Raw genomic sequence first — 11842 nt, 5'->3', positions numbered from 1 at the left:
ATATCCACCACCAGCACGACGGCGTCTTCGTCCAGCCGTGCCTCGAACTCGAAACCGGCCGCCACGGGCTCATAGAGGAACTCCACCTGTTCGAACCCGGCCAGACGGGCCGCCTCGGTGAGGATTGCGATGGCCTGGCTGTTGCTTTCCTCCCCGGCCAGCCCCTGGAAGTTGACTGGACGACCGATCACGGCGCGGCGCACCTGAGTGCCGAGCTGCTGCTCCGCCTCGCGGCGCACGTGCAGCATCATGGCGCAGACGATGTCCTCGAACAGCGCGATCTGGGGGGCCTTGAGGCCGTAGGCGCCGAGGAAGGATTTCGGCGACTTGATGTAGTAGCCATCGTCCGGCTCCTCCAGATAGCGCTCCAACGCTGCGGCACCGAAGCTCAGCTCGTCGATCAGCCCCTCTTCCCGCATCTGGCGGCGCACCGCCTGGGCCCGGGCGACCACGGGGCCGCGCAGCTTGAGGTATTCTGCCTGCTGGGCCGGGGCCAGCCCTTCGGCCAAGAGACCTGCGATGGCATCTCTGTGGGGCGCATGCAGGGTGGAGGGGAGATAGCGGGAACCGCACAGGGTCAGCAGCCTGGGGCTGCCTTGTTCCATCACGGCGACGGCACAGTTGGAGGTACCGTAATCAAATCCGATAAACATGGGCAGCCAGACTCCTGAATAAAAAAGGGCTGGTAGCCTACCCGATGGCGTTGGGTCTCACAACCCGGCGCCATGGTTATTGCGGCTGCAGGGGAGAATTGTATGTCGAAGAGCATGTTGGTGTGGAAAACAGAGGGAGTGGCTCCCTCTGTTTCTGATGATTGCGGGGGCGAGAGGATTACTCCACCTCGTTGTCGCTGCGGCCCTGGCTCTCGATGGCCTTGAGGTTGCCAAGGGTGGTATCGGCGATGGCGTGCAGCGCCTCGCGGGTCAGGAAGGCCTGATGACCGGTGAACAGCACGTTGTGGCAGGCCGACAGGCGGCGGAACACATCATCGGTGATCACCTCGTTGGACTTGTCGGAGAAGAAGAGATCCTCTTCCTCTTCGTAGACGTCCAGCCCCAGCGCGCCGATGCGGGCGGTCTTGAGTGCCTCGATGGCGGCATTGGAGTCGAGCAGGCCGCCCCGGCTGGTGTTGATGATCATCACACCGTCCTTCATCTTGGCGAACGCCTCCTTGTTCAGCAGGTGATAGTTCTCCTTGAACAGCGGGCAGTGCAGGCTGATGACGTCGGACTGGCGGAACAGGGTGTCGAGATCCACGTATTCGGCCCCCAGCTCGATGGCTGCCTGACTCGGGTAGGGGTCACTCACCAGCAGTCGCATACCGAAGCCCTTGAGGATACGCAGGGTAGCGATGCCGATCTTGCCGGTGCCGATAATGCCGGCGGTGCGGCCGTGCATGTTGAAGCCGACCAGGCCTTCCAGCGAGAAGTTGGCATCGCGGGTGCGCTGATAGGCCTTATGGATGCGGCGGTTGAGGGTCATCATCAGCCCCACCGCGTGTTCGGCGACGGCTTCGGGGGAGTAGGCGGGCACGCGTACCACTTTCAGCCCCAGCTCCTTGGCGGCGACCAGATCCACGTTGTTGTAACCGGCGCAGCGCAGCGCGATCACCTTGGTGCCGTTGGCGGCCAGCTCGGTCAGCACCTCCCGATCGGCATCGTCATTGACGAACAGGCACACCACGGGGAAGCCGTGGGCCAGCCGGGCTGTCTTGGCCTCCAGCCGCACGTCGAAGAACTCCAGCTCGTAACCGTACTGGCTGTTGGCCTGATTGAAGTGGTCCTTGTCGTAGCTCTTGGTACTGAAAACGGCGACGTTCATGGTGGGCTCTCCGCAACTAATGATGTAGTTAAATTACAACAAATAAAGCGTGTCATCACGGGTTAAATGGTGGCTTTTCAGCCCCACGGCATGATGGGAACCGCGCTCACTGCACTTTTATACGAGCCATTCACCAGTTTGGTGCTGTAGGTCAGATAGACCAGCGCATTGCGCTTTTCGTCGTAAAAGCGCACCACTTTCTGCTCTTTGAACACCAGCGAGGTGCTGACGTCGAACACCTCTTCCCCCGCCTTCAGCTTGGCAGGCAGTGTGATGGGGCCAATCTGGTGGCACGACAAAGAGGCGTGGGAGGGGTCTTCCGCCAGCCCCAGCCCGCCCTTGACGCCACCGGTCTTGGGGCGAGCCAGATAGCAGGCGACGCCCGTGATGCGGGGGTCATCGAACGCTTCCACCAGGATCTTGTGGTTGGGGCCCACCAGCTTGAAGGCGGTGCTTACCTCACCTATAGGATCGGCTTTGTCGGCCAGGGCCGGGCCGGCGAGTAGTGCCCCCAGCAGCAGGGGCAGGGCAGGACCGAATCTGTTACTGGGCGTGTGACGGTATGACATGGTCTCTCCTGTTGGCCTCCCTCAGTAGGGAATGCCCAGACGACGATAGAGGCTGGCCAGCGCTGCCATCGCCTCTGCGTCTCTTTGCGCGAGCTGGGTCATGGCGCCGGGTCATCCCCACGCTGAGCTCTGGATCCCCTTATTGGGGTGGATATTCCCAATATTGGGCCGGAATGCTCCTGAGCAAAGGGGTCATGTCCGGATTGGGCAGTGAAATGGTGACCCGCTGGTTCAGATTGGCGCTGGCGAGGGCCTCACGGATCTTGGGGTTCTCACGGAAAAACGTCATGAAGCTGCCATCGGCATAAGCCCGTTCCAGCCCGGTCTGGATCGCCTTGGCCAGCTTGGGATACTCGGGGCTGACGAAGAAGAACTCGGCGAAGGGGTAGCGGATCAGCAGGTGCTGATCTATCACCAGATTCGGATATTGCGCCGCCAGCTCGCTGCGTTCGGCGAAGATTTCTACCAGATTGCGCGGGAAGAAGTCGAGTTTGTCGCCGTCGTTGGTCAGGCGAAACAGGTTGCTGTAGCGTCCCGAGTAGGTCGGAATACCGGCATTCTCCAGGATCTTGTTGTCGGCCCAGCCGATCCCCTGGGCCGCCTTCAGTTGCTTGAGATCGGTCAGCGAGTTGACCTGATTGAACTTCTCCTGGGCATCGGCGTGGATGAAGGAGAGGCGTAGCCCTTCCAGACCGCGAAACAGCGGTATGGGGACGGCGATGAGGGAGGATTCGAGTGCGCTGGAGGTGCCCATCCAGAACACATTGATGGTTTGGCCCTTGCTCAGCTGCTGTTGCAGGCTGTGCTGGTTGAGGTTGAGTTCGACCTGCTGGATGCGAAATGGCTGCCCGGCATGGGTCAGCGCCAGTTCCAGCAGCTTGAGCTGGTATTCCTTGTCGAGATCGTTGATCGGTCGGCTGGGGACCTTGACCGTGAGGGTCTGTGCTTGTGCCAGCAACGGCAGACACAAGCACAGTTTGAGGAACCATTTCACTCTCTGCTCTCCTGTAGATTCCGGACTTGCCCGGAGTCTAACAGAACTTGTCACTCTCTTGTGCGACGCCGTGAGAAGTGCTCATTTGCAGCCTTTTGTCCGCATTTATCAACATAAACGCCGGTTTCTGTGCTGCGCATGGCTGACGACTTCTCGCGACCGGCTCGTGACGGTTCTTCGAAGAATCAGGCGACGCGACGATACACATGGGTATCGTTGAACTCCTTGGTACTCTGGCATTCGACGCAGAAGCGGGACTCGGGGCGAGCCTGTAGTCGCTTGAGTGAGATCTCGTCACCGCAAGATTCGCAGTAGCCAAAATCCCCTTCGTTGATACGCCTTAATGCACCCTGCAGCTTGCGCAGGTGCAACTTGTCATGCTCGATGCGGTTCAGCTCCAGACGACGGGCTTCCTCGATACTGGCACGGTCAATTTCATCTGCCATCTCGTTGGTATCGGTGGCGATGGCCTGGCTGGCCTGGGAATTGAGGCGATCCTCGAGTTCGAGGATCTGGCGCTCGATCTGCCCCTTGTAAAAGGCCAGTTGGTCTTTAGTCATGAAATCACACATACGGTTTACTACCAGTCAGTTACTAACCCAATTATCCCTGTTTATGGGGGCTGTCTGCTTGCAGACCAAGCCCTGTGTCCTGCATTTGCACCAAATCCAAGCAGGAGAGTGCAAATCAGGGCGGGCCTTGTACCAAAAAAAAGCAGGTATGCAAAGCAAATAGGGCAAGGATTGTGCGCCCTTGCAAAAAAATGACCCGATTCGGACAGGGACTGACTGAGAAGATGGGGGATCAGGCCCCTTCGGTGGCACCGGGATTGCAGTCAGCGTTGAGGGCACCAGGGTGTTTAGTATTTGGTGTCGCCATGGTCATTATATGCACCGTTACTTATCATTTTTTAAACACCACTGCTTGACATTGGCTATAACGGCGGGCTTTTATGGTGGTGCTGATTACAATTTGATAACAGAGGTGTTCCATATATTAGACACCTTTGCCAATGGCAATCGTAAAGTCGGGGTTTAACATGGACAGTATCAAGGGCTGGATGGAGAGCAATCGCATCACGGAAGTGGAGTGCCTGTTTCCGGATTTCACCGGTAATGCCCGAGGCAAGATCATTCCAGCCAACAAATTTTTGCGCGAAGGGGGCATGCGGTTGCCCGAGGTCATCTTCACCCAGACGGTGACCGGCGAGTACCCGGATGACGACAGCATGATAGACCCGCTGGAGCGGGACATGCAGCTCTACCCGGACCCCAACACCATTCGTTTTGTGCCCTGGGCGCTGGAGCCGACCGCTCAGGTGATCCACGACTGTTTCGACATCAATGGCAAGCTGATCGACATAGCGCCGCGCTCCGTGCTGCGTCGGGTCCTGTCATTTTATGAGAAACAGGGCTGGAAGCCGGTGGTGGCGCCCGAGCTGGAGTTCTATCTGGTCAAGCGCAACGAAGACCCCGACTATCCGTTGGTGCCGCCCATTGGCCGCAATGGCCGTCCCGAGACGGCCCGCCAGTCGTTCAGTATCGATGCGGTCAACGAATTCGACCCCATCTTCGAGGACATGTACGACTACTGTGAGGCGCAGGAGCTGGAAGTGGACACCCTGATCCACGAATCCGGCGCCGCCCAGATGGAGATCAACTTCCTGCACGGCGATGCCATCGATCTGGCGGATCAGGTGTTCCTGTTCAAGCGCACCATGCGTGAGGCGGCCCACAAGCATGGCATCTACGCCACCTTTATGGCCAAGCCGATGAGCGACGAGCCGGGCTCCGCCATGCACATCCACCAGAGCCTGGAAGATGTGGACGGTCGCAACCTGTTCGGCACGGAAAATGGCGGTAATACCGAGCAGTTCATGCACTTCATCGCGGGTCTGCAAAAGTACACCCCGGCGGTGACTGCCTTGCTGGCGCCGAACGTCAACTCCTACCGTCGCCTCACCTTCGGCGAGAGCGCGCCGCGCAACGTGCAGTGGGGGGTGGAAAACCGCACCTGCGGCCTGCGCGTGCCCTTCTCCGAGGCCAGTGCGCGCCGGGTCGAAAACCGCTTCGCCGGGGCCGATGCCAATCCGTATCTGGCCTTGGCCGCCACCCTGGCCTGTGGTTACCTCGGCATGATGGAGAAGCTCGAGCCGCTGCAGGAGATGAAGTCGAGTGCCTATGATCTGCCCTACAGCCTGCCCCGCTCGCTGGAGGAGGCCCTGAGCCACCTGGAACAGTGCGAGCCCATCAAGGAGATGCTGGGGGAGCGCTTCATCCGGGCCTTTGTCGCGGTCAAGCGCAAGGAGTACGAGACCTACTTCGGGGTGATCAGCCGCTGGGAGCGGGAGTTCCTGCTGCTGAACGTGTGATCCGGATGCGTGCTTGCCACGCGCCGCCCAGATACGGGGAGGCCAATGACGGCCTCCCCTCTGCTCATATCGCATCAACACCCCACCGGTGAGTGGCAGTGCTGTGAGCGCGCCAGCCGTCCTCACCGACTGACGAAACCGTCTCGCTTAAATCGAAGGAACCGAGGAGCAAGCAATGAAGCAGACCACACGTGAGTGGCAACAGCTGGATGCCAGCCACCACCTGCACCCCTTTACCGACTTTCAGGCGCTCAACAAGAAGGGCAGCCGCATCATCACCAAGGCCGAAGGCATCTATCTGGAAGACTCGGAGGGGCGCCGCATCCTGGACGGGATGGCGGGTCTCTGGTGCGTCAACATGGGTTATGGTCGGCAGGAACTGGTGGATGCCGCCACCAAACAGATGCAGCAACTGCCCTACTACAACCTCTTCTTCCAGACCAGCCACCCGCCTGCGGCCGAGCTGGCGACCCTGCTGGCCGAGATCACCCCCTCCCATCTCAATCACGTCTTCTTCACCGGTTCGGGCTCCGAGTGCAACGATACCGTACTGCGCATGGTACGCCACTACTGGGCCAGCAAGGGGCAGCCGGACAAGCAGGTGATCATCAGTCGCCACAATGCCTACCACGGCTCGACGGTGGCGGGCGCCAGCCTGGGCGGCATGAAGGGCATGCATGCCCAGGGTGGCCTGCCCATCCCCGGCATAGTGCACATCGATCAGCCCTACCACTTCGGTGAGGGGCAGGGGATGAGTGCCCATGAGTTTGGTCTGGAGCGCGCCCGCCAGCTGGAACAGAAGATACTGGAACTGGGGGTGGACAAGGTCGCCGCCTTTATCGGCGAGCCCATCCAGGGTGCCGGCGGTGTCATCATCCCGCCCGACAGCTACTGGCCCGAGATCCAGCGTATTTGCGATCACTACGGCATCCTGCTCATCGCCGACGAGGTGATCTGCGGTTTCGGCCGTACCGGTCACTGGTTCGCCAGCGAAGGGTTGGGCATCAAGCCGGACCTCATGTGCCTGGCCAAGGGGATCACCTCCGGCTATCTGCCGATGGGGGCCGTGATGGTGGGTGACAGGGTCGCCAAGGTGCTGGTGGAGGAGGGCGGCGAATTCAACCACGGCTTCACCTATTCCGGGCATCCGGTGGCCTGTGCCGTCGCTATCGCCAACATTACGCTTATGCAAAACGAAAGCATAGTTAAGCGAATCCATGATAATATCGGCCCCTATTTGCAGCGCCGCTGGCGCGAACTGGCAGAGCATCCGCTGGTGGGAGAAACCCGTGGCAAAGGCCTGGTGGCCGCGCTGGAAATAGTGCAGGACAAACAGACCAACAGCCGCTTCCCGGCTGCGCTGCAGGCCGGTATGACCTGCCGGGAGTTCTGCTTTAACAATGGCTTGGTGATGAGGGCTGTCGGCGATACCATGATCATATCGCCCCCCTTGGTGATCACTGAGGAACAGGTGGATGAATTGGTCAATCTGGCCAGGCTCAGTCTGGATCTGACGGCTGCAAAGCTGAAAGGTTAGGTGAGTGCCGGGCAGGTTGGCTTGCGCATACAATTTGCTTAGGAGACAAGGACGATGTCTTTCAAAACGGGAATGATTGCCGCTTCTGTCGCGCTGGTCATGATGAGTACCGGGGCGATGGCTGAGAACAAGGTGTTGCACGTCTACAACTGGAGCGACTATATCGCGCCGGATACCCTGGAAAACTTCCAGAAAGAGACGGGCATCAAGGTGGTATACGACGTGTTCGACAGCAACGAGGTGCTGGAAGCCAAGTTGTTGGCGGGCAGTTCGGGCTACGACATAGTCGTGCCGTCAAACCCCTTCCTGGCCAAACAGATCAAGGCGGGCGTGTTCCAGAAGCTGGACAAGTCCAAGCTCTCCAATTGGCAAAACATGGATGTCGACCTGTTGAAGGCGCTCGATCCGAGCGACCCGGGCAACCAGTACTCCATTCCTTACATGTGGGGCACCATTGGCTTCGCCTACAACGCCGAGAAGGTGAAAGCCGTGCTGGGCAAGGACGCGCCTGTGGACTCCTGGGACCTGGTGTTCAAACCGGAGAACATGGCCAAACTGAAAGAGTGTGGTGTCTCTTTCCTCGACTCACCGACCGAAATGCTGCCGGCTGCCCTGCAATATCTGGGCTTCAAACCGGATAGCCAGAAGCCGGACGAGTTGAAGCAGGCAGAGGCACTGTTCCTCTCCATCCGTCCCTATACCGCTTATTTCCACTCCTCCAAGTACATCTCGGATCTGGCCAACGGCAACCTGTGTGTCGCTGTCGGTTACTCGGGAGACTTGCAGCAGTCCAAGGCGCGGGCGGCGGAGGCCAAGAACGGCGTGACCCTGACCTACACCATTCCGAAAGAGGGGGCTGGCAGCTTCTTTGACATGCTGGCCATTCCGGCCGATGCCAAGAACGTCGAGGCCGCCCACACCTTCATCAACTACCTGATGAAGCCGGAAGTGATCGCCAACATCACCAACGTGGTGCAGTTCCCGAACGGCAACAGGGCGGCGACCCCGCTGGTGGATGAGCCTATCCGTACCGACCCGGGTATCTACCCGAATGCGGAGACGCTCAAGAAGATCTATACCTTCCCGGATCTGCCGGCCAAGACGCAGCGTCTGATGACCCGCAGCTGGACCAAGATAAAATCAGGCAAGTAAGTGATGAGTGCCCCTCCCGGTCTGCAGTTCGGCCGGGAGGGTGGTGGCAACCCGACAGGTTGGACGGCGCGCATGGATGCGCACTGGCATACCAAAAAACATGAGGACTGATATACGTGCACACAACCAAGATAGTGACGATGGCCCTGGCGTTGGGGTTGGCAAACGTGGCCCAGGCAGCCCCAGTGGTTCATTTTTACAACTGGTCCGATTATATCGGCGAGACCACCCTCAGTGACTTTCAGCAGGCAACCGGGATCCGGACCGTCTACGACGTGTTTGATTCCAACGAGACCCTGGAAGGCAAGCTGCTGACCGGACGCACCGGTTACGATCTGGTGGTGCCTTCCAACAATTTCCTGGCCAAGCAGATCAAGGCCGGCGCGTTCCAGAAGCTGGATCCTGCCCTGCTGCCCAATCTGGTCAATCTGGATCCTGTGTTGCTCAAGCAGCTCGACAAAGTGGATCCGGGTCATCAGTACGCCGTGCCCTACCTGTGGGGTACCAATGGCATCGGTTACAACGTTGACAAGGTCAAGGCCGTGCTGGGGGTCGACAAGATTGACTCCTGGGCCATGATTTTCGAGCCGGAAAACATGCAGAAGCTGGCCCGTTGCGGCGTCGCCTTTCTCGACTCTGCCGACGAGATGATCCCGGCGGCGCTCAACTATCTCGGGCTAGATCCCAACAGCCAGGAACCGGCCGATCTCAAGCGTGCCGAGAGCCAGTTGCTCAAGGTGCGACCCTATGTGGCCTACTTCCACTCCTCCAAGTACATAGGCGATCTGGCCAATGGCGACATCTGCGTCGCAGCCGGCTTCTCCGGCGACATATTGCAGGCGGCGGCTCGTGCCGACGAGGCGGGCAAGGGGATCAAGATTGCTTACAGCATCCCGAAAGAGGGGGGCAACCTCTGGTTCGACATGATGGCGATCCCGGCGGATGCCACCAATGTGAAAGAGGCGCACGCCCTGATCAACTACGTACTCCAGCCAGAGGTGATAGCCAAGATCAGCAACCATGTGGGCTATGCGAATCCCAATGCCAAGGCGGGAGAGTACATGGACGAGAGCGTGCGTGATGACGAGTCCGTCTATCCACCCCAGGCGGTGCTGGAACGGCTGTATGTGCAGCAGGCACATCCCCGTGCGGTGCAGCGTCTGATCACCCGGAGTTGGACCAAGATCAAGTCCGGAACCTAACCTGGCGCCCGTTCGGGGGCGCCAGACTGTTTTATGGATCGGCCCAGGCCGGTATCACGTTTGGGAGTTTGGTAATGGCGATAGCCTCCAGTGCCTACAAGAAAGCCCTCGAGGGCAACCAGCAGCGCAAAGAAGTGCTGGTGAAGATTGACAGGGTAAGCAAGCAGTTCGATGAAACGCTGGCGGTCGACAACGTGTCCCTCAACATCCACAAGGGCGAAATCTTCGCCCTGCTGGGGGGGTCCGGTTCCGGCAAGTCGACCCTGCTGCGGATGCTGGCTGGATTCGAGCGCCCCACCGAGGGGCGCTTGTTTCTCGATGGTGTCGACATCACCGACATGCCGCCCTATGAACGTCCCATCAACATGATGTTCCAGTCCTACGCTCTGTTCCCCCACATGACGGTGGCGCAGAACATCGCCTTCGGTCTCAAGCAGGATGGCCTGCCCAAGGCGGAGGTGAATGCGCGGGTGGAGGAGATGCTCAAGCTGGTGCAGATGACCCAGTATGCGCGCCGCAAGCCGCACCAACTCTCCGGTGGTCAGCGCCAGCGGGTCGCCCTGGCCCGTTCCCTGGCCAAGCGCCCCAAGCTGTTGCTGCTGGACGAACCCATGGGAGCATTGGACAAGAAGCTGCGTTCGCAGATGCAGTTGGAGCTGGTCGAGATCATCGAGCGCGTCGGTGTAACCTGCGTCATGGTGACCCACGATCAGGAAGAGGCCATGACCATGGCCGAACGGATCGCCATTATGCATCTGGGCTGCATCGAGCAGATCGGCAGCCCCATGGATATCTACGAGACTCCGGCCAGCCGGCTGGTGTGCGAATTTATCGGCAACGTCAACCTGTTCGACGGTCTGTTGGTGGAGGATGAGCAGGACCATGCCACCATCGCCTGCGCCGACTTGGAACAACCCATCTACGTGGGCCACGGCATCAGTTCCCGCGCCGAGAACAAGAAGGTGACCTACGCCCTGCGGCCGGAAAAACTGCTGATGAGCACCCAGAAACCGACCGAGATTGAGCACCCGGACTTCAACTGGACCAAGGGTGAGGTCTATGACATCGCCTATCTGGGCGGCCACTCGGTTTACCACATCCAGCTGCCCTCGGGCAAAATCGTTCAGGCTTTCATCGCCAACGCCGAACGCCACGGCAAGCGGCCAACCTGGGATGATCAGGTGTTCCTCTATTGGGAAGATGACAGCGGCGTGGTGTTGCAATCATGAAGGCATTGAGACGACTGAAGCGACTGGGTGGGCGCCAGCTGGTGATCGGCATTCCGTTCTTCTGGCTGTTCCTCTTCTTCTTGCTGCCCTTCATCATAGTGGTGAAGATCAGCTTCGCCGAAGCGGACGTGGCGATCCCGCCCTACACGGACGTGGTGAGCTGGGCCGACAATCAGCTCACCATCTTGCTCAACATGGGCAACTACCTGCTGCTGTGGGAGGATGAACTCTACATAGCGGCCTATCTCGGTTCTCTCAAGATTGCCTTCGTCAGCACCCTGCTCTGTCTGCTGATCGGCTATCCCATGGCCTACTCCATCGCGCGGGCCAACAAGGAGACCCAGACCGTTCTGCTGCTGCTCATCATGATGCCGACCTGGACCGCGATCCTGATCCGGGTCTATGCGTGGATGGGGATCCTCAGCAACAACGGTTTGCTCAACAGCGTCTTGCTGGGGATCGGGGTGATCGATGAACCGCTGCAGATCCTCAATACCAACCTGGCGGTCTATATCGGCATCGTTTACTCCTACCTGCCGTTCATGGTGCTGCCGCTCTACGCCAACCTGGTCAAGCACGATCAGAGCCTGCTGGAGGCGGCCTCTGACCTCGGTGCCCGCAACCTGACCCGCTTCTGGCAGATCACGGTGCCGCTGTCCAAGAACGGCATCATAGCCGGCTGCATGCTGGTGTTCATTCCCGTGGTGGGCGAATTCGTGATCCCGGAACTGCTCGGCGGCCCCGAGACCCTGATGATCGGCAAGGTACTGTGGCAGGAGTTCTTCAACAACCGCGACTGGCCTGTGGCGTCTGCCCTGGCGGTGGTGATGCTGGCAGTGCTTATCGTGCCCATCATCCTGTTTAACCGCAACCAGGCGAAAGAATTAGAGGGCAAGGTATGAAGCGTTTCGGTTTTGCCAAGCTGATGTTGTGGCTGGGGCTGCTGTTTATCTACCTGCCCATGGTC

General features: G+C 59.4%; 10 protein-coding genes and 1 pseudogene. 6 read left to right on the top strand and 5 right to left on the bottom strand.

The features are described from left to right. From AAC083_RS22190 to AAC083_RS22170, 5 genes and pseudogenes are all read right to left on the bottom strand, one after another. Window positions 1-653 (bottom strand): annotated as a pseudogene (locus AAC083_RS22190) (Hsp70 family protein); the annotation flags it as partial. A 178-nt stretch (window positions 654-831) separates the two neighbouring features. Beyond that, on the bottom strand, window positions 832-1821 hold the full coding sequence (locus AAC083_RS22185; protein WP_108537729.1) for a 2-hydroxyacid dehydrogenase: 990 nt from the start codon (window positions 1819-1821) through the stop codon (window positions 832-834). A gap of 77 nt (window positions 1822-1898) precedes the next feature. Further along, entirely contained in the window at window positions 1899-2390 is a 492-nt protein-coding gene (locus AAC083_RS22180) for a CreA family protein (protein WP_108537728.1), read from the bottom strand. A 139-nt stretch (window positions 2391-2529) separates the two neighbouring features. Further along, window positions 2530-3384 (bottom strand): hypothetical protein, encoded by an 855-nt coding sequence (locus tag AAC083_RS22175; RefSeq protein ID WP_108537727.1) that lies wholly within the window; start codon window positions 3382-3384, stop codon window positions 2530-2532. A 185-nt stretch (window positions 3385-3569) separates the two neighbouring features. Continuing rightward, window positions 3570-3956: a TraR/DksA family transcriptional regulator gene (locus tag AAC083_RS22170; RefSeq protein WP_005318322.1), complete on the bottom strand. Its 387-nt coding sequence runs from the start codon at window positions 3954-3956 to the stop codon at window positions 3570-3572. A gap of 467 nt (window positions 3957-4423) precedes the next feature. Here AAC083_RS22170 and AAC083_RS22165 point away from each other — a divergent pair, with 467 nt between their 5' ends. The 6 genes from AAC083_RS22165 (at window position 4424) to AAC083_RS22140 (ending at window position 11777) form a co-directional block, all read left to right on the top strand. Next, window positions 4424-5755: a glutamine synthetase family protein gene (locus AAC083_RS22165; RefSeq protein WP_108537726.1), complete on the top strand. Its 1332-nt coding sequence runs from the start codon at window positions 4424-4426 to the stop codon at window positions 5753-5755. Window positions 5756-5930: 175 nt separating this feature from the next. After that, a complete protein-coding gene (locus AAC083_RS22160) occupies window positions 5931-7292 on the top strand; it encodes an aspartate aminotransferase family protein (protein WP_108537725.1) in 1362 nt (453 codons plus the stop codon). Between the two features lie 54 nt (window positions 7293-7346). Next, complete coding sequence (locus AAC083_RS22155) at window positions 7347-8444, top strand: polyamine ABC transporter substrate-binding protein (RefSeq protein WP_042035913.1); 1098 nt, start codon at window positions 7347-7349, stop codon at window positions 8442-8444. Window positions 8445-8584: 140 nt separating this feature from the next. Then, a complete protein-coding gene (locus AAC083_RS22150; RefSeq protein WP_219927925.1) occupies window positions 8585-9646 on the top strand; it encodes a polyamine ABC transporter substrate-binding protein in 1062 nt (353 codons plus the stop codon). A gap of 74 nt (window positions 9647-9720) precedes the next feature. After that, window positions 9721-10875, top strand: coding sequence for a polyamine ABC transporter ATP-binding protein (gene potA / locus AAC083_RS22145; RefSeq protein ID WP_042035915.1), 1155 nt, complete (start codon window positions 9721-9723; stop codon window positions 10873-10875). Further along, window positions 10872-11777: an ABC transporter permease subunit gene (locus AAC083_RS22140; RefSeq protein WP_108537724.1), complete on the top strand. Its 906-nt coding sequence runs from the start codon at window positions 10872-10874 to the stop codon at window positions 11775-11777. The genes potA and AAC083_RS22140 overlap by 4 nt, the downstream gene beginning before the upstream one ends. Window positions 11778-11842 lie beyond the last annotated feature (65 nt).

Source organism: Aeromonas sp. HMWF014 (assembly GCF_963878295.1).
Lineage (GTDB): Bacteria > Pseudomonadota > Gammaproteobacteria > Enterobacterales > Aeromonadaceae > Aeromonas > Aeromonas popoffii.
Note: the sequence above shows the minus strand (reverse complement) of the source record. Positions and strands in the feature narration are given on the sequence as shown.

What these genes read in the sequence shown, in the direction of transcription:
- AAC083_RS22185 (WP_108537729.1), bottom strand. Translation starts at nt 1,821, where the DNA reads ATGAACGTCGCCGTTTTCAGTACCAAGAGCTACGACAAGGACCACTTC.
- AAC083_RS22180 (WP_108537728.1), bottom strand. Translation starts at nt 2,390, where the DNA reads ATGTCATACCGTCACACGCCCAGTAACAGATTCGGTCCTGCCCTGCCC.
- AAC083_RS22170 (WP_005318322.1), bottom strand. Translation starts at nt 3,956, where the DNA reads ATGTGTGATTTCATGACTAAAGACCAACTGGCCTTTTACAAGGGGCAG.
- AAC083_RS22165 (WP_108537726.1), top strand. Translation starts at nt 4,424, where the DNA reads ATGGACAGTATCAAGGGCTGGATGGAGAGCAATCGCATCACGGAAGTG.
- AAC083_RS22160 (WP_108537725.1), top strand. Translation starts at nt 5,931, where the DNA reads ATGAAGCAGACCACACGTGAGTGGCAACAGCTGGATGCCAGCCACCAC.
- AAC083_RS22155 (WP_042035913.1), top strand. Translation starts at nt 7,347, where the DNA reads ATGTCTTTCAAAACGGGAATGATTGCCGCTTCTGTCGCGCTGGTCATG.
- AAC083_RS22150 (WP_219927925.1), top strand. Translation starts at nt 8,585, where the DNA reads ATGGCCCTGGCGTTGGGGTTGGCAAACGTGGCCCAGGCAGCCCCAGTG.
- potA (WP_042035915.1), top strand. Translation starts at nt 9,721, where the DNA reads ATGGCGATAGCCTCCAGTGCCTACAAGAAAGCCCTCGAGGGCAACCAG.
- AAC083_RS22140 (WP_108537724.1), top strand. Translation starts at nt 10,872, where the DNA reads ATGAAGGCATTGAGACGACTGAAGCGACTGGGTGGGCGCCAGCTGGTG.